The sequence below is a fragment of the Novipirellula herctigrandis genome (genome assembly GCA_007859835.1).
Classification (GTDB): Bacteria; Planctomycetota; Planctomycetia; order Pirellulales; family Pirellulaceae; genus Novipirellula_A; species Novipirellula_A herctigrandis.
This window is the reverse complement of record SJPJ01000001.1, coordinates 6,193,091-6,211,214: the sequence shown is the minus strand read 5'-3', so window position 1 is coordinate 6,211,214 and position 18,124 is coordinate 6,193,091. Positions and strand designations below refer to the sequence as shown.

Here is an 18,124-nt window from a genome sequence, read left to right as displayed (position 1 = left end):
AGTGAGAGGGCTAAGAATCACAAGCAGCCATAGATCGGCGACGATAAATAACTGCTTTATTGCGGTAGGGGAGAGCGATTTCGCCCTCCACTCACTTTAGAAGTCGGCGCTGTACTTCTGAACCATTTCTCGGCGGATCGCCGCGGTCGCTTCGTCGATCTGTTGCCAAATCTGTTGGACCGTTGCCGCTCCACTGGTTCGTTCTTGACCTCGAATGATCGCGTCCGTCCGACCTTTTTCCCTTATCGAGGCTTGCGCGGCATTCACATTTGCCCCAACCGCTGCACCAAAGTTGCCATAATAACCGCCCCGGTATCCGCCATAGGAGCCATAGTAACCGCCTGATGTCGGATTGTTGCCGGAGGTTCGAACCGACGATCGCATGCCAACCCCTTTCATCGCCATTTCACCATTGCGAAGCAGCGTCGCGGTTTGAGCGCCAAAATCAAGCAATTGATCGTCGACGTTCAAGATTGGGAATTGGTCAATTTTGCGAGCGTAACGGTCGTACCAAGCAGCAGCCTGACCAAAGCTTGAAACATGATCACGGTGAGGCTTCTCACGCAGGTCGTCAAGTAACGTTGTGATTGATTGGAAGTACTGCTGAGAAGCAATGCGTTTGGCGGACCCTTCGGGATCGGAACCGGGTGAGGTGGCTTCGTGCATCGCGTCAGCAAGCGCCGGTGGCAATGCCAACACACTCAATACACGTCGAGTGCCATTGGTCGATAGGGTTCCGCGAAGCAGGAACGTGTTGCCGCTGATCGATGGTTTCCAATCGCGAATTTCTTCGATCATCACACCTTGGTTCTGCATGACTTCAATAATCAAATTCTTGCCAACCTTCGCCAAGAACTCAGGCGACTCCGAAAAATCGACGCGAATTGCACCGACCGTATCGCCTTGGACGGTAATGCCAAGGGTGACCCCTTTGGCTCCTTCCATCAACTTGGCCAACGCGTCAGGGGAAACACCGGAACCTTTGAGGGACTCGAATTGATCGAACTGTTGTTTCAAAGCCGCGCCAGAAATGACACCTTCGACATCGAGAGCCATCACGATCGGTGTCCCAACTTTTGCAGCGTAACCGAAGGCTCGTTCCAAATAGTCAGGAAGCTTTGCTGCCGATCCAACGTCGGTCGACTTTAGCCATCGAGTAACATCTTGGCGATTAGCAGGCGTGTAAGAACCAATCAGGTTACTCATGATTTGAATAACGTATTGGTCGTTCGGTAATCGCACTGCAGAGCGTCCTGCGACCGTGTCCATCGTACCGCCATATCGTTGCGCCGCGGCAGCGACGTTACGATCACTTCGCAATTTCATCATCGCCATTTCCCATACTGTCTCGCCAAATTCATGGTCGAGACGCCCGGCCAAGAGGACCGCCGTTGCATCAGGTGGCAATGCAGAAATCCCCGCATCGAAGGCAGCTTTACGACGAACTTCCCAACGCTCACGGTTCGCAACGGGTGACCCAAACAGTTTTTCGGCGTTAATCAAGACGATTGAGTTCGCGTCTTTGGGGACACGGTATTTCATCCCTTCAAATTGCGCCTCAGCGGTCGTCGAAGGAAGAGTTGCAATAGCGCAAACGGCGAGCAGAATCGAAACGGTAACAATGCGGTTCATCGAGGGTGCCCTGTTCAAAGTTAGAGACAATAAATTGCCAGACACCTTACCGGTGATTTAGTAGTGCTTGTCTGGCGAAGCTTTAAGGATAACAGAAGCGAAAGCAGATACTGCGTGAGTCACAAAAAAAAGGAACTCTTTTGAAGTCCCTGTTTTCGATCAAAAACCCAATACGGGTTCCGTTAATGTCGTTGGAAAGCTTAGAAGCGGTCGTCGAGCTCGACTGTTTCCATGACCTTGGTGTTCCGCTCGACTGCGACGACGGTGGTTCGTTGGCGAAGTCCATCGCGACTTTCTGCAGTGACCGGAAGTACTTGACGTTTGTCAGGCAGTTTTACGCGAACGGTGAACGAACCATCCGTTTGGAGCTTAACCGGACGACCGGCAATGTTCACCGTTGCGCTAGGGGCCGTCTTCCCAAACACGATCAATTCCGCATCCACTTTGAATGGCAGCTTGGATTGACGCAGCAAGCTTGGATCGGCCACCATTTGACCTTGTTCACCACGAGATGGCATGGGGCGTTGGAGGCGGTCTTCGAAGACCTCTTTCAAGTCCCCCGCGTCGCTCTCATAGCCGCCACTGAGGGAATAAATTCGTTCGTAGTCTTCGGCAATATCACTCCAATGTTCGTCGAGCCGATCACATTCACCTGGTGGCGGAGTCTCGACAACATTGCTTCTGCAAAGCGTGTAGAAGTCCCCCGTATCTGCCAAGTAACCGACCAGAACACGGAACCGGGAGGGTGGTTCATCAACATCGATGTACCAATTATCCACGCCGCCGTGGATCGGGATATCGCGGGCAACCACTTCCGCTTGGTTGTTGGAAATATCGCCAACCGCTAACAGACGAAGCATCGGCTTGGCGGAATGCCATCGTTCGGCCATAGACGATTCGGCTCGTTGAACACTGGCGCGTGTGATTTCCCAAGTTGCTTGCAGCCAATAGGAATCTCGCACCAGCAACACGACGCGATCCTGATGAGGATCAGGAGTGCGAGTTCGGCTTGATCCGCGGGCAACCGCAGATCCTCCCACGAGGGTTGCCGTAGACAGATCACGATGTTTTTGCATCGTCTCTCGTCGGCTTCGCATTTGGGCACGAATCCGAGCGGTCTTTGCCGAGATACGTTCCTTTTCTTCCAATTTCGCCGCTGCTTCGGCATTCTTCTTCGCGTTTTCCGCTGCCGTACGAGCTCGGGCCGCGGCGATTTGGGCCGACTTGCTTGGGGTTGATGACTGCTTTGCCTTGCTTGACGGAGACGCACTTCGGTTGGCACGCGCTGCAGTTTTGGTGGCGGTGGAGGCGACCGTTTTTTTCCCACGCGCCTTTGTTTCGCCGCCGTTTTTCGGCGCTGAAGCGCGTTGCTTCGCAGTGGAAGCACGTCGCAAACGACGTTGGACTTTCGAGATAGCCGTGACGAGGTCATCTTTCCGCATGCCGTGCCAACCTTCGACGCCGTAGTTCTTGGCTAATTCCGCGAGCTCTCGTCTAGTTTGCACTTTCAAATCAGCGTTCTTAATCAACTTCCGGTCTCCTAGCTGTGTCGCTCGCCCCGATTTCTCGGCTCAAGTTGTCAATGAATCATGATATTGGCGACCCCGCCTATCCGTCAGTAATGGCACAATCGTCACCTGAATCATTATGACAAGGGACAGACCCCTGTTCTAGATGCGGAAAGGTAAAACGGCCAGTTAAGTTCGTAGAAATTGAGGGTTAGCCCTCATTTTCAGTAAAACTACAGAAGAATCCCCAGCTGCCGCACCTTGCCATCTCAGAGTAGGTTGCCAAATTAGCTCCTAGGTCCGCGTCTGCTGGCCGAACAATGGTGCTTACAGTCCTTTTGACCTGCGAGTGCTAGGGTGATTCTCGGTTCGAACGGCGGAAACCAGGCCAATCGGCATGCGACAATACACCGCACCCCTGATTTACCATCATTGTAGACACCATGTTGAGCTTGTAGTCCGAGCTGGCTCAAAACGAGGAGCTGGCCCAAAACGAGGTCGTACGGGAGGAGAGTTGCAGTGACGGACGAAGATCAAATCGAGAAAGGCCGAAGATTAAAGGAGCAGATCGAGCCAACCGCTGAAGAAACTCGAACAACTCCGGCGATAGGCCCCAGAGGAGGCAGGACCTCCAAGAATGTCTGGATGCGGCTCGTCGGAATGGGACTCGAGCTAGCCGGGATCACCCTGATGTTTACTGCATTTGGCTATTGGATTGATGATTGGCGTCAAGCCGATCGCCCCTTTGTGACTGCTTTGGCGATGTTGGTCGGCTTTAGCCTTGCGATGACTCGGTTTATCATCGTCGCATTGAAGAGCGGAGCGACAAATCAGGTTCCCCCCAAACGAAACGAACCTGCTCCATTCCCCACCAAATCGAAGTGAAACACGGAATTCCATAAGATTGGATGATGCTGCCGTCCGAAGCGATCGCCCCATTCTCGAACCCGTTTCGATAGTCGACTCGTACGCTCGGGCGATTCGAGCGGTGACGATCGGATGGGGCTTGGCAACGGTCACTCTGTCCGCTGGGATGATGATGCTCGCACCTGAATTGCAGAGTAGTTTTCTGTTTCTTGCCATCCTTAGCGGGCTGATCGCGATCGCTTCGATGTTACCCGGGTACAGGCTTCGTCGCCGTGCCGAGATCACTTCGAAGGGCCACGGAACCGAGGAAGCGCCCCAAAGCGGGCAATCTTCGCCCGATCGTCTGCCTGATCCCGATCGTCTGCCTGATTCTGAGCGTCTGCCTGATCCTGAGCGTCTGCCTGATTCTGAGCGTCAAATCGAGGCCGTTGATCGAGTCGATGTATCCGAGTGCGGAACGCTCGAGAAAGTTGCACCAACAAGGGAAGAATTGTGGGCTGACTTTGGTCACTTTACCGTCGCTTGGGGCAGTGCAATGATGTTTCGCATTGTCGGCACGGTTGCACTGTTTTTGATCTGCCGTTATCAATTGGCCCATTCGCAAGATTGGATCGCACTAAATGTTCTCGGTTGGTACATTTACCTAACGACAATTGAAGTGTCTACTATCGTTCGTTCACGAATGTGAAACCAAGCTTTCGTCTTTGTCCTTTTCACTTTCTCGCTGTATTAACGACATTATCGGATGCCATTCCTCGTTGCCGCTGCCGATCACAGCCCGATCACCCATGTGGTTCCGCATCCACTGCACCCGGATCCATTGCTTGACCTCGATGTAGGCGGTGGTGATATCCCTGCGTTAAACATTTACGACGGTCATTACCAGTTCTTTATCACCAATCATTTGATGATGACGGCGGTCGCGGCGATCACGGTCATTTTGGTGTTTGCCTATGTGGCATTTCGTGTCCGGCCTAAGGGTGAAGGACTAAAAGCCTACAAAACGAAAGGGCGAATCTCGCAGCTCTTCGAGACGATGGCTGCATTCATACGCGATGAAGTCGCTCGGCCGAACCTTGGCTCGATGACTGACAGATATATCTATTACATTTGGACCGTTTTCTTCTTCATCCTGTTCTGCAACGTGATGGGATTGATTCCGATTGGCTATATCCTGCAATCGATTACCGGTGACAATCACTATGCTCATTGGGGCGGCACTGCGACGGGCAATTTGTCGCTCAACGTGATGTTGGCGTTGTGTAGCTTTGTGGCGATTTTGTTTATCGGCATTCGCGAAACTGGTGCCAAGGCGTTCTTCGCCCACTTCAATCCCGTTGGCTGGGACGATCCCAAAATGCTACTGATTGGCATTCCCCTCTACATTTTGGAGTGGGTTGGTTTGTGTATCAAGTCGGTGGTACTTGCCATGCGGCTTTTTGGAACGATGATGGCGGGCCACTTGGTGATTGCCGCTTTTGTCGGTCTGGTATTTTCTGCTGCGAAGGTGTCCACGATGCTCGGAATTGGTGTCGAGTTGTCGGTCATCCTTGGCGGTGTTGCTTTAACATTGTTGGAGTTGTTCATCTGTTTTTTGCAGGCGTTCATCTTCACGTTTTTGACGGTCCTGTTCATTTCGATGACGGCGACGCATCACGAGGATCACGAGCATGACGAACCTGGTTCAGATGCTGCCCAAATGGACCTTGATAAGATTGGTGACCTCAAACGTTTAGGTCCACTCGTCGATTAGCCCTATTCGGATAAGGGACAGCGATTGTTCGTTGAAACCCTTTCCGCTGAAATTTAACCTTTAACCCCAATTGGTCTGCTAGCCTCAAAACGGTGGCGGACTTTTCCTGTTCGAGAAAATAACCTCTGGAGTAATGTGAAGATGTTTGAATTGGCGATGATTCTGGCTCAAGAAGCTCTCAATGTTGGCAAAATGGGTGCTGGGATCGGCATCGGTCTCGTAATCCTAGGTGCCGGCTGGGGCATTGGTCGTATCGGTGCAACCGCAGTCGAATCGATCTCGCGTCAACCTGAAGCCGCTGGCCCAATCAGCACGCAAATGCTGATCTCCGCAGCGTTGATCGAAGGGGTGACCGTGATTGCATTGATCGTGATGTATATCCTCACCTAAGTTGTTTGCCTCGTTTCCTTTTCTCGGTTTGTTGCGATAAAGGCGACCCGATGCTTTTGAAATTTGTTCGTTTGTCGATTGTAAGCTTTGCCGTCATGACGGTCGGAGTCTGCTCGAGAGCGGTTTGCCATGCGGAAGTTGCTGAGCCGGTTGCGGCCGAAGCGGTCGAGGACGGCGGTGATAGCCAAGCCGGACACGATCTTGATGCAGCCACCCATGAGTCAGCCGATCACGATGCGGACGCTGGTCACGATGCGGACGCTGGTCACGATGCAGAGGCTGGTCACGATGCAGATGCCGATCACAGTGACACTCACACGCCACCGATTTTGCAGTTCGACATTGGTTCGGCCGTCATTAACATCGGGATTTTCCTTGGCGTGCTGGCGATTTTGTCCAAGTTTGTTTGGCCCCCGGTACTCGGTGGTTTGAAAGCACGCGAAGACAAAATCCACAGCGATCTTGAAGGTGCGGAGCAAGCCAATGCCGAGGCACGATCATTGCTGAGCGAGTACCAAACCAAACTCGATGAAGCGTCAGGGCAAGTGCAAGCAATGTTGGCCGAAGCTCGCCGTGATGCGGAAGCCAATAGCCAACGGATTTTAGCCGAAGCGAAAGCAGAAGCGGATCATAACCGCGAGCGTGCCGTTGCCGACATTGAGACCGCCAAGAAGGTTGCGTTGACTGAACTTGCTGGACAAACCTCCCAAATCGCCGTGAATGTTGCGAAACAGGTTGTCGGTCGTGAGCTTCAAGAGAGCGATCATGCGGACTTGATCCGTCAATCACTCGATCGTCTGCCAAGCAACAACTAGTAGCCTTTTCAGTCAAAACTTTCCCGATTCCATCACCATTTCATCGATGCGTTATTTGAAACGCCAGAGCGCCCCATGAGCGAAGCCCCAAAACACGACACGGTTCTTGATACCGGAGCCGAGCAATTGGGCAGGACTTACGCGCGAGCACTAATCGGAGCGGCCAGCAGTCAGGGCGTCGCCGAAGTGGTCGTGGAGCAGTTAGGCCGAATGGTCGACGAATACATTTCGCAAAGCGAGCCGCTAGCGACCGCCTTTGCGTCACCGCGAGTGAAACCGACAGAGAAAGTTCGAGTCCTGGACCGGATTTTCGGTGAAGAGTTTCACCCGGTGTTGGTCAAGTTCTTGAAAGTGATGGCCGATCGTGATCGACTCGGCTATATCTCGGCCGTACGCGTCGCGGCGGAGAAGTTGCTTGACGAATCGATTGGGCGAGTTGTCGCGAAAGTAACATCGGCCGTTCCGCTAGATGAAAATTTGCGAGGGCAAGTATCCGAGCGGTTATCCTCGGTACTCGGCAAAGCGGTTCGTTTGGAAGAATCGGTGGACCCCGATTTGGTCGGCGGCATGGTCATTCGTGTCGGCGACACCGTGTTCGATGGCAGTGTGTCGAACCGATTGGATCAAATGGGCCGTAAGGCTCGCGAAGGTTTCTCGAGCCAGTTGATGAAACGGTTCGAGACGTTTTTGAACGAAAATTAAAAGCAAAGCAGCAGTCATGGTGGTGCGACGTTGCCACCCTTTTACCAAACCATTTCAACGCCCCTATCAATCGATTAGCGTTACCCATGAAATTTAGCAGCGACGAGATCGCATCGGTCTTGCAACAAGAGATCGATCAATTTGACAGTAAGATTGACGTTCGTGAAGTCGGCACCGTGTTGGAAGTCGGTGACGGGATCGCACGTGTCTATGGACTTTCCGGAGTCATGGCCGGGGAGATGGTTGAATTCCCCAACGGCGCGATCGGGTTGGCTTTCAACCTTGAAGAGAACTCGGTCGGGGTCATCATTTTGGGCGACTACCTGTCGATCCAAGAAGGTGACGAAGTCAAAGCACTCGGAACCCTGTTGAGTGTTCCCGCAGGCGACGCGGTAATGGGGCGTGTGCTCGATCCGCTGGGCAACCCACTCGACGGCAAAGGGCCCGTTCAAACCGACATCACTCGACCCGTGGAAATTATCGCAACGGGTGTAGCCGAACGACAACCGGTCACCGAGCCGATGCAAACGGGCGTCAAAGCGATTGACGCAATGACACCGATCGGACGTGGTCAACGCGAATTGATCATTGGTGACCGAAAAACCGGTAAGACCGCAATCGCAATCGATGCCATCATCAACCAAAAAGGCACAGGCGTTAAATGCTTCTACATCGCTGTGGGCCAAAAGGACTCAGCGGTCGCCAGCATCGTCGAAGTATTGACGCAAAAAGGCGCGATGGAATACACCTGCGTGATCGCATCAGGAGCCAGTGCACCGGCTCCGCTTCAGTACATCGCACCGTATGCCGGAACCGCGATGGCCGAACACTTCATGTTCAACGGTGGCCACGCACTGATTGTTTACGATGACTTAAGTAAGCAAGCTACGGCCTATCGCCAAATGAGTTTGTTGATGCGTCGCCCACCAGGCCGCGAAGCCTACCCCGGGGACGTTTTCTATTGCCATAGCCGGTTGCTCGAACGTTCGGCCAAATTGTCGGAGGAACTCGGCGGCGGATCGATCACCAGTTTGCCGATCATCGAAACACTTGAAGGGGAAGTTTCCGCTTACATTCCCACGAATGTAATTTCGATTACCGATGGACAAATTTACCTCCAACCCGACTTATTCTTTGCTGGGATTCGTCCGGCCATGAATGCGGGAATCTCGGTATCGCGAGTGGGCGGTGCGGCTCAAATCAAGGCGATGAAAAAAGTTGCCGGTGGTTTGCGCCTCGACTTGGCTGCGTTTCGTGCCTTAGAAGCGTTTGCCCAGCTTGGTACGGACCTGGATTCGGCCACCCAGGCCCAACTTGACCGTGGATACCGAATGGTGGAATTGCTGAAACAACCGCAATATCAACCGATGGCGGTCTCCGAGCAAGTACTTAGCTTATACGCTGGTACACGCGGACACCTTGATGATGTGCCAATCAAATCGGTCCCACAATGGGAAAAAGACTTTTTGCAATATGCCAAAGACAAGCACAGCCAACTGCTTGCAGAATTGGATGACAAGAAAGACTTGACTGACGAGATTGCTGAAAAGATCGTTGCCGTGATTAAGGAATTCAAAGCCGGTTATAAGCCGGTCGAAGCGTAGCGAACTTAACCTGTTTGAAACCCAAGTGGCCAATCAAGCGAGGATTCCAGATGTCCAACCCTTTTTCGCCACCCGAACCGCAGCAGATAGACAACGACGTACCCGATCATTATTCGCCAAACCAAGATGACCGCAATCTCGCTTTGATCGCACACCTGAGCGGGTGTGTCGGCATCGTGCTTGGTGGCTTGGTTGGCTTCGTCGGACCGTTAATCCTCTATTTGATGTACAAAGACAAATCACCTTTTGTGGAGTCACAAGCGAAAGAAGCTCTGAATTTCCAAATCACCTTGCTGATTCTCGGTGCGATTTGTGTAGCGATCACACTGCTAAGCTGCGGGACATTGTTTCCAATCGTTTTCGCGCCCTTGATTTTGCAAATTGTCTTTGGAGTGATTGCCGCACTTTCGGTCCGAGATGGCAATGCCTACGAGTACCCGTATAACATTCGCCTGTTTCAATGAATCCCGTTTCAGAAAAGCTATAACCGCCTGTTTAGAATTTTATGGCCAACGCACGAGCACTCGATAAACGACGCAAATCCATTCGCAACATTCGCAAGATCACGCGAACGATGGAATTGATCGCGACGGCGCGGTACAAGAAATCGATGGATCGTGCGCATGCGGCAACGGCCTATACAAATCAAATCACCAAGATTGTCAGTCGGTTGGCCGCCGCCGGTTTGGATGTGAAGCATCCGTTACTAGAGAAACGCGAAGTGACCGAACATGCGCGAGTCTTGGTTCTGAGCAGCAACCGCGGCTTGTGCGGCGGCTACAACGGAAACATTCTTCGTACTGCCGTGCCGGCCATCCGTCAACTTCGCGAAACCGTCGAAGATTGTCCCGTCGACGTCAGCGGCAAACGTGGTTTGAATGGATTGAAATTTCGCAGAATCAAGACGGCCGATGCCTATTTGAACTTTGAAGACCAACCGGCTTTTGCAGAAGTCGAAAAGATCGCTGACAAGTACTTGTCGATGTATATTACTGGCGAGCTTGATCGACTTGATGTGGTCTACACGAGATTCATCAGCACCAGTCGCCAACAAGCAATCGTTGAAACTTTGTTGCCACTCGGTTCGCTCGATATGGATAGCGAAGAGGAAGAGCAATCCGGCGTGAATGCCGAATACGAATTCCTGCCATCGGCCGAGAGCATTTTGGAGGAGGTCGTGCCGACCAGTTTCAAGGTGCGATTGTTCAAGTGCTTCCTTGACGCGGCGGTGAGCGAGCAAGTTGCTCGGATGATTGCGATGAAGGGAGCAACCGAGAACGCGGGCGATATGATCAAGCAACTTTCAATGACTTACAACCGAGCCAGACAAAGTCAAATCACCGGCGAGATCATGGAAATCATCGGTGGCGTCGAGGCCCTCGAAGGATAGAAAACAACGTAGCGGAAGTTGCTGAGACTTCCGTGGAACCCATAATCACCGGAACTCTCCGCGAGTTCCGCTACGCATTTACCACCTGAAAACCCAGTTAACAAAAATTATGTCCACTGCAACCGAACAAGGTGTGACCGGCAAGGTTACCCAAGTCATTGGATCGACCTTCGACGCTGAATTCCCCGAAGGCCAACTGCCCGAGATCTACAACGCACTCGAAATCAAGAGCGAGCACAAAGGCGTCTCGATCAACTTGGTAGGTGAATGTCAACAACACCTCGGTGGCGGACGTATCCGTGCGATCGCACTAGGCAGTACCGACGGCATGATGCGTGGCATGGATGTTCTTGACCTCGGAAAACCGGTAACGGTTCCGGTTGGCCAAGCGACTCTCGGCCGCGTCTTCAATGTGCTCGGTAACCCGATCGATAATCGTGGCCCGGTTCAAGCCGATGACTACTGGGCAATTCACCGCCAAGCTCCTTTGATTTCGGAATTGTCAACCAGCACCGAAGTGTTCGAAACCGGCATCAAGGTGATCGACCTTTTGACCCCGTTCGTCCGTGGTGGTAAAGCGGGTCTGTTCGGTGGTGCGGGGTTGGGTAAGACAGTGATTCTGACCGAATTGATCGCTCGTATCGCTAGCAGTCATGGTGGCTATTCGGTCTTTGCAGGCGTTGGTGAACGAACTCGCGAAGGAACCGACCTGTGGCTTGAAATGCAGGAAACCGAAATTGGTCAAACCGGTCGCAAGGTGATCGAGCAGACATGTATGGTGTTCGGTCAAATGAACGAACCACCTGGGTCGCGTCTTCGCGTCGCGCTATCGGCATTGACGATGGCCGAGTATTTCCGCGATTCCACCGGAGCGGACACGTTGCTCTTCGTCGACAACATTTTCCGCTTCTCGCAAGCCGGTTCGGAAGTGTCGGCACTGCTAGGACGGATGCCATCGGCTGTAGGTTACCAACCAACGCTTGCAACCGAGATGGGTGCACTTCAAGAACGGATTACGTCAACCAAGAAGGGAGCGATCACATCGGTCCAAGCGGTCTACGTTCCTGCGGACGACCCGACCGACCCTGCACCGGCTACAGCGTTTAGCCAATTGGACGCGTTCATTTACTTGGAACGAGCGATTTCGGAAAAGGGTATTTATCCAGCGATTGACCCGCTTGCGTCGAACTCGCGAATTTTGGATCCACAATACGTCGGCGACCGCCACTACGCGATCGCTCGTCGAGTACAAACGATTTTGCAACGGTACCGCGAACTTCAAGACATCATCGCGATTCTCGGTGTCGACGAATTGAACGAAGAAGACAAGACCGTCGTGCATCGTGCTCGTCGAATCGAACGCTTTTTGTCGCAACCGTTCTTGGTTGCCGAAGTGTTCACAGGTAAAGCGGGTGAGGTCACGTCGCTCGAAGACACAATCCGCAGCTTTGAAGAGATTTGTGATGGCAAGTGGGATCACTTGCCCGAGCAAGCGTTCATGTACGTCGGAGCGATCGAACAGGCGGAAGCCCAAGCCAAGAAAATGGAGTCGAAGTAGCTCATGTCGATTCGTTGTGTTGTCGTCACCCCTGAACGAACCGAATTTGACCGCGAAGCGGATTCGGTGGTGCTACCAATGTATGATGGTGAGCTAGGCGTATTGAATGGCCGTGCGCCATTCATCGGCCGACTCGGTTTTGGAACGTTACGTCTACAAACCGCGGCGGGACCCGAACGCTATTTCATCGACGGTGGTTTTGCACAGGTAGAAAAAGACGTCGTCAATGTCGTCACGTCGCGAGCAGTCCCCGTCGATTTGCTCGACAGCGAGGAAGCACAAGCCTCGCTCGAAAAGGCATTCGAAATGCCTTCGGTGACGCCTGAACAAGCCGAACTCAAAGAAACGGCAATCCGCCGAGCTCGCGGGCAACTGCGAGCGTCCCGGTAACTCAGACGCGCCGTAACTCAGACGCGGAATTCGTCTAAGAACCTGAATGACGACTCTATCGTCGTAGGTTCAATAGCTCGTCAAGCAATTGCTGGCTTGTTGTGATCACTCGGCTATTCCCTCGGTATTGGGTACTGGCCAACACCAACTCAATCAAGTCTTTGCCGATGTCGGTGTTGCTCAACTCTAAAGCACCACCAATCACGCTACCAATGCCATTCTCACCCGGACCACCCATCACGGGAAGCCCCGTATTGACGCCTTGGGCATAGACGTTTAATCCACGTGATTCCAGACCGACGGGGTTGGCGAATCGAGCCAATTGCAGCTTTCCAAGGTCACGTGAGATCCCGTTACTGAATACGCCTCGCATCGTGCCGTCTTCACCAACAACAAAGCTATTCAACACCCCTGGTTCACTACCATCTTGTTGGGTCGCTGCAAGCGTGGCTTCTTGCGTTGCCAAACCCGATACTTTGCCGAAGTCGACGGTGAACTGCAGCGGCGAAACACTAGGGATGCCATTACGATTGATCGCAACTTGATCATTGGTCGTGGCGATAAAGTTGCCGTTCCCATCGAATTGAACCAACCCCGTTCCAACGGCAATGTTCGTTCCGTTGACCGATTGATTTTCGGGACTATCGGCATACCAGCGATAAACGGTCTGCTCATCGGTGCGACTTTCCAACGTCGCAGTCATGCGAACATTGATGGGAACGCCGAGCGAATCGTAGACGACGAAGTCACTCACCGCACTTTGCCCTACCGCTTCTTGGATCGTCCCAAAGCCAAGGTTTGGCGTTGTAACATTCCCCGATGCCGTTTCGATTCGGAAAGCGGATAGGTCAATGGTCAGTGCATTCGCCTCGCCATTGTTGCTAACAAAACGAATTGCTCCATCCTGGATATAGCCACCTGGAGAAATTTCTCCGGATTGGCCAGGCAAGTTATTTTGGGATTGCGGAATTGGATTCTGACCATCCACTTGAACCGTTTGAATTCCCGACGATGTTTCAATGAAGTCAATAAAGTCTTGCATCGTACTGGTGTCAGTAATTTCGAATTCTTTTGTTCCCAGTGCCCTGCCACCTTTGCGACCTGAGTAGCTGAGCGTGCCGAGTTCAAACGCATTTGAATAAGTAAGCCCGTCACGTTTGAGCACGTCCGTCAATAGCGTACTGGCGTTAACTTGGGGGCCGTCCATATCAAGCAGTTGATTACCGGTCGTTGTTAGATCTGCGATTTCCGCGTCTGTTTTACCGTCGGTAAACGTATCACCGGGTGCAACCGTATCCACCAAGTAGAAGTTGTTCTGGTCGTTCGACAAGTTGCGGTAAACACGGATTTCATCGTAGCTTGGATAACCATCACCAACCGCCGGGATCGGTGGTGTCGGGAAATCAGAAAGCGAGACACGTCCAGCGACGATGTTTTGTGGTCCGATCAATACGCTCGGGCGAGATTCCGATTCACCATTGCTGTGGTAAGTGATCATGTACGTGTAGTTACCGGTCAACGTGTCGGTGTCGAGTGCATTTGCCGAGAGAGCCGTCGCACCGTCATCAACAAAACTTGTACCCGCCGTAGCCGAACCAAGCATGAAAAAGTCGTTGCCATTGACGGCTGTTCGGTAAACGTTCACCGTCGGGTAATCACCACCATCGGGATCAAGCGGAAGATTACCAAGCTCGATCCGTCCGTTGGCTGCGACGGTTGCCGTCACCGCGCCGCTTGGCGCCGCTTCGTTCCCATTGGAATCGACCAGGGCCACGCGATACCGGTAAGTCCCCGCGGCAAGCGTTCCGACACCCGTATTATTAACCGTGATATTCGTATGGTCGGATAACGGTGCGCTACTAATGGAAACACCGGTTGCATCGGGCCGGGGTACCTTATCGTTGCCAAGCCGGAGACTTTGAACGATCTGTCCCGCATCGGCGATGTCACCCTCCGGCGTCAATCCACCTTCAAAAGTCACGTTCTCCGTCGCCTTGGCAACGCTTTCGGTTCCCAGTGGAACCGTCAACGGCACTAGGTCCGATTCCTGCAATCGAAATTGTTCGTCAATTCCGTAACCCAAGAGTCGCTGGCCCGTTGAATTGACAAGTTCCGCGTTGCTGTTGAGTCTGAAAATCCCGTTTCGCGTATAGAGACGTTCGCTCGAAGCACCTTCGACAATGAAGAAGCCGTCGCCTTGGATCGCCAAGTCCGACGCGCTACTGCTAATCTCGATTGTCCCTTGGTTGTGGTTGGCAGCGATCTCTGCCACTTGCACACCCAGCCCAATTTGCCGAGGATTCGTCCCACCGTTGTCCGCCGTCGGACCACCACCAAGCGAAAGTGTTTGCAGGAACTGAGTCGCGAAGACGGCGTCGGAGGATTTGAAACCGACCGTTTGCGAGTTGGCAAGGTTGTTACCAATCACGTCAATCTGCGTTTCCGCAGCAGAAAGTCCAGTTAGCGCGGTGGTCAGTGCGGAGGTTAGTCCCATCGACTTTGGTCCTGTCAGCGTATCGCGGATAAACCAAAAATCGATGCTCAGCGAAGCAAAAGAATGCTAGCTAAGGAATCGTAAAAGTTTACCCAGTTAGTATTTCACGAATGTTATCTATATCCATCGTCTTTCCACCCACGTGAACTTTGACAGAACGGGCATTGTTATCGCTGTTAGTTTCTACGGTAATACGATCAACTACCCCATCAACGTCGCTAGCATCATCAGCGAGCCCCGTGACGCTTCGACCGATCAGTGAACTGGCGGTCACAAGTTCCTGGCTCGATGACAGCGAAGAGAGCGTTTGCGTGAGTTGGTCGGTCGCGCCAATTTCACGAATTTGACCGATTTGCTGAATCATTTCACTATTATCCGTTGGATTCAGCGGGTCTTGGTTCTGTAGCTCGCTGATCAATAGTTTCATGAAACTATCGATGTCCACTCCCGAGAAGGCATCGTCCGAGCTTGCCTGTGCAGCCTGCTGCTGAGACGTAAAATCTGCGGTACTCGTTTGTCCGATTTGTGACATCGTTGTTGCCCTTCGCGAAGACAAGGAAAGCCAGTTAAAAATCCGTATCGGTTGTACGTCGCCAACGTGCCCAGACGCGAGAGCAGTTTTTAGTTCGAGTCCCTTCCCGCATTCCCGCATTCCGATCGAATCGGGAACAAGCCCCCGAAAAACAGGCAGCGTTCCCGTCTGGCTACCACCGGACGTCAACTCCGCCTGTCAGCGAGGTCGAGCCTTGCAGTCCCTCAGGTGAAATTTGGTCCTGTGATTTGGTGTCTCGATCCATTTTTTCCGAAGACGCGGGTGGCCGTCGCCAGGGACGATCAAACTGTCTGCCGTCGTCATCTTGTCCGCTCGACGAATGATCACCGAACGAACGATTCCCGTTTTGCGATTCCGATTCCACCTCGACACTCATCTTTTCAATTTGCATCCCTTGCGACTCAAGACGTTGGCGCAGTTCGGGCAAATTTTCGCGAAGCGCCGATGCTGCGGCTTCCGTTTCTGCGACCACTCGAGTTTGAATCTTTCGTTGCTGGATATGCATTTCCAAACGTACCGTTCCAAGCTCTGCTGGCGCAAGCCTCAATCGGACATGGCCGCCGTTAGGGCCTAAGTGTTGAAACGCTTTGCTGACACGCTGAATCAACTTGGCTCGCGAGATCAAATCGGTCTTCGATGACTTTTCGGTTTGCCCCGCTTGTTTTTTGGTAGAGGTATTCGCCCGATTCGCCTCTGATCCACCCGTTACAGCGTTAACCGAAGTCCTTTCCGAGCGCCCGGTTGCATTGGAAGTCGCTCCCGTCGCCGAGGCCACCGCGCTAACAGCACGAGTAGTTGCGGCGGCAGCGGCAGCGTTGGGGTCTGCGACAGCTTGGGGCACGACCGTCGATTGTGGCCGAGAAATTTCACTTGCATTAACCGTCGGAGCGGATGACTGCGTTGTTGAGGAAACGTTCGCTTGATCGGCCGCCTGTTCCGCCGCACGACGCTGCGAAGCCGCCGCATCGGCAGCACGTTCGGCACCTACTTTCTGGTTTGGGTCAATCACACCACGTCGGTTTCGCCGGTTACCGCGACGTTTCTTGCCATCATCTTCCGTTCCTTCTTCCGCCTCCCCAACCGACTGCACCACACTGCCAAGTGGATTTTCGACGGCCGAATCATCCGATGATGCTTTCTCGACTACCACTTCATTTTGGACCACGGGCTTTACTTCGACATTCTGCTTCGCCTTACCCGATTTCGAATCAACCTGTTTCTCGTCGGAAACCAACGATTCGTCAACGTTTTCCTGAACAACCGCTTCGGCTGAAGGATCACCGAGTTGATCCCCCATTTCGCTCATTTGCTCTGGCAAGCGTTCCTTCTGGGATTGGTCTGACGATTCCTCCGATGTCGCTTTCAAGATCGACTTGTCGTCTGAAACCGTTTCGCCGTCGCCGGTTTTATGGGGATCGACTTGTTCGACTTTGCCCATTGCCCCCAACAAAGCAACGTCAGCGTTCGCCTCGGATTTCGATTCTACTTCGGAGGTCTCGTCGTGTTCTTCCGCCGCAGAAGCCTCCTGATCCGGTTCGCCTGACGATGCCGTTAGGAGATCTTCGGTTTGGTTCTCTGGCTTTGCGTCGACCGGTTTAGCCAAGGCCATTTGAGAAAACACATCCGCGAAGGCATCGAGAATTCCTTGGGAACCTCCGCTGGCCGAAAACTGAAGTCCTAAACCTCGTTGATACGAGGATCGCAGCGAACTTCGAGCCTCGGTGATTGTTTGCGCAGCACTGGTCGCATATGAATTTGTTTGCGTATCACCCATCTTTGCTTGTTCCCTTTACGAAGCAACTTTTGGAATCGCAAAGTGGGAGCCCCCCCAGCAATCGCAAACCCTTAGCCGCCGCCTGCCTGATTAATCAGAGACGTGGTTGGATACCCTTCGCCGATTCGGCGCAGGATCTCGGCGAGTTTGTCCGCTTCGGTTGGTGTTACAAACTCCGCCAGTATATCTTTTCGTTTTTCGATTGGCATGGCTTGAATGATATTGACGACCTCATCAACTCTTTCATCCTCATAAATTCTCAAAAGTTGGTCCTTGGCCTGCACTGCATCGAGAGATTGCAGGGTTCTTTGCACTTCTTGGACTCCTTTGTCGCGAGCTCCTTGTTCCATTTTTTCTAATTTTTCTTTGAACGCTTCTCGCCGTTCATCGAAAAAATCTCTCTGACCGCGCAATTCTGCTAGCATTTTACTGAGGTCATCACGGTATTCGTTCTGACTTCGGAGACGCATATCCATCTCCAAGCTTTCCATTTTTCTTGCTTGAAGGATCTCTTCAAAGTCAGGCTGCTCGCGGTCTTCGCTTTGTTTCAAAATTTGTTGCAAACGGTTTCCCGAAATATCGATACCGTTCATCAATGCAACCATTTTGGTCAGCGTATCGCCATTAAAGCTACCTTGGACCAAGAAATAGCCAAGCAAAATCATCTCGGTCAAAACGGTCGCGACGCAAAACG

General features: G+C 52.6%; 17 protein-coding genes. 11 read left to right on the top strand and 6 right to left on the bottom strand.

All coding sequences use genetic code 11. The features are described from left to right. Positions 1–96: 96 nt before the first annotated feature. Positions 97–1,632, bottom strand: a complete 1,536-nt coding sequence (locus CA13_RS22775) for a hypothetical protein (protein WP_146400580.1) — start codon at positions 1,630–1,632, stop codon at positions 97–99. Positions 1,633–1,832: 200 nt separating this feature from the next. Continuing rightward, positions 1,833–3,161 carry a DUF4912 domain-containing protein gene (locus CA13_RS22770; RefSeq protein ID WP_146400578.1) on the bottom strand — a complete coding sequence of 443 codons (1,329 nt, stop codon included), beginning with the start codon at positions 3,159–3,161 and terminating at the stop codon, positions 1,833–1,835. Positions 3,162–3,659: 498 nt separating this feature from the next. Between CA13_RS22770 and CA13_RS22765 the strand changes: the two genes are divergently transcribed. From CA13_RS22765 to atpC, 11 genes are all read left to right on the top strand, one after another. Then, on the top strand, positions 3,660–4,025 hold the full coding sequence (locus CA13_RS22765; protein ID WP_146400576.1) for an AtpZ/AtpI family protein: 366 nt from the start codon (positions 3,660–3,662) through the stop codon (positions 4,023–4,025). Between the two features lie 19 nt (positions 4,026–4,044). Next, positions 4,045–4,695, top strand: a complete 651-nt coding sequence (locus tag CA13_RS22760) for a hypothetical protein (protein WP_146400574.1) — start codon at positions 4,045–4,047, stop codon at positions 4,693–4,695. A 57-nt stretch (positions 4,696–4,752) separates the two neighbouring features. Beyond that, positions 4,753–5,760, top strand: coding sequence for a F0F1 ATP synthase subunit A (gene atpB, locus CA13_RS22755; RefSeq protein WP_146400572.1), 1,008 nt, complete (start codon positions 4,753–4,755; stop codon positions 5,758–5,760). A gap of 141 nt (positions 5,761–5,901) precedes the next feature. Then, positions 5,902–6,150 carry an ATP synthase F0 subunit C gene (gene atpE, locus CA13_RS22750; protein ID WP_146400570.1) on the top strand — a complete coding sequence of 83 codons (249 nt, stop codon included), beginning with the start codon at positions 5,902–5,904 and terminating at the stop codon, positions 6,148–6,150. Positions 6,151–6,200: 50 nt separating this feature from the next. Next, positions 6,201–6,965: a F0F1 ATP synthase subunit B gene (gene atpF, locus CA13_RS22745; RefSeq protein ID WP_419194712.1), complete on the top strand. Its 765-nt coding sequence runs from the start codon at positions 6,201–6,203 to the stop codon at positions 6,963–6,965. Between the two features lie 75 nt (positions 6,966–7,040). After that, positions 7,041–7,667: an ATP synthase F1 subunit delta gene (gene atpH, locus CA13_RS22740; RefSeq protein ID WP_146400568.1), complete on the top strand. Its 627-nt coding sequence runs from the start codon at positions 7,041–7,043 to the stop codon at positions 7,665–7,667. A gap of 86 nt (positions 7,668–7,753) precedes the next feature. Continuing rightward, positions 7,754–9,271 (top strand): F0F1 ATP synthase subunit alpha, encoded by a 1,518-nt coding sequence (gene atpA / locus CA13_RS22735; RefSeq protein ID WP_146400566.1) that lies wholly within the window; start codon positions 7,754–7,756, stop codon positions 9,269–9,271. Between the two features lie 50 nt (positions 9,272–9,321). Further along, positions 9,322–9,735: a DUF4870 domain-containing protein gene (locus CA13_RS22730; protein WP_146400564.1), complete on the top strand. Its 414-nt coding sequence runs from the start codon at positions 9,322–9,324 to the stop codon at positions 9,733–9,735. A 41-nt stretch (positions 9,736–9,776) separates the two neighbouring features. Further along, positions 9,777–10,661 (top strand): ATP synthase F1 subunit gamma, encoded by an 885-nt coding sequence (gene atpG / locus CA13_RS22725; RefSeq protein WP_146400562.1) that lies wholly within the window; start codon positions 9,777–9,779, stop codon positions 10,659–10,661. Between the two features lie 109 nt (positions 10,662–10,770). Beyond that, the gene (atpD, locus tag CA13_RS22720; RefSeq protein WP_146400560.1) at positions 10,771–12,219 is read left to right on the top strand and encodes a F0F1 ATP synthase subunit beta; all 1,449 of its coding nucleotides are present in this window, start codon (positions 10,771–10,773) and stop codon (positions 12,217–12,219) included. Between the two features lie 3 nt (positions 12,220–12,222). After that, entirely contained in the window at positions 12,223–12,609 is a 387-nt protein-coding gene (atpC, locus tag CA13_RS22715; RefSeq protein WP_146400558.1) for an ATP synthase F1 subunit epsilon, read from the top strand. A gap of 55 nt (positions 12,610–12,664) precedes the next feature. Here the strand turns inward: atpC and CA13_RS22710 are convergent, their stop codons facing one another. From CA13_RS22710 to CA13_RS22695, 4 genes are all read right to left on the bottom strand, one after another. Further along, positions 12,665–15,103, bottom strand: coding sequence for a flagellar hook-basal body complex protein (locus CA13_RS22710; protein WP_146400556.1), 2,439 nt, complete (start codon positions 15,101–15,103; stop codon positions 12,665–12,667). An 88-nt stretch (positions 15,104–15,191) separates the two neighbouring features. After that, positions 15,192–15,635: a flagellar hook capping FlgD N-terminal domain-containing protein gene (locus tag CA13_RS22705; protein ID WP_146400554.1), complete on the bottom strand. Its 444-nt coding sequence runs from the start codon at positions 15,633–15,635 to the stop codon at positions 15,192–15,194. 172 nt (positions 15,636–15,807) lie between these two features. Continuing rightward, positions 15,808–17,430: a flagellar hook-length control protein FliK gene (locus tag CA13_RS22700; RefSeq protein ID WP_146400552.1), complete on the bottom strand. Its 1,623-nt coding sequence runs from the start codon at positions 17,428–17,430 to the stop codon at positions 15,808–15,810. A 71-nt stretch (positions 17,431–17,501) separates the two neighbouring features. Further along, positions 17,502–18,095, bottom strand: coding sequence for a hypothetical protein (locus CA13_RS22695; protein WP_419195145.1), 594 nt, complete (start codon positions 18,093–18,095; stop codon positions 17,502–17,504). Positions 18,096–18,124: the final 29 nt, after the last annotated feature.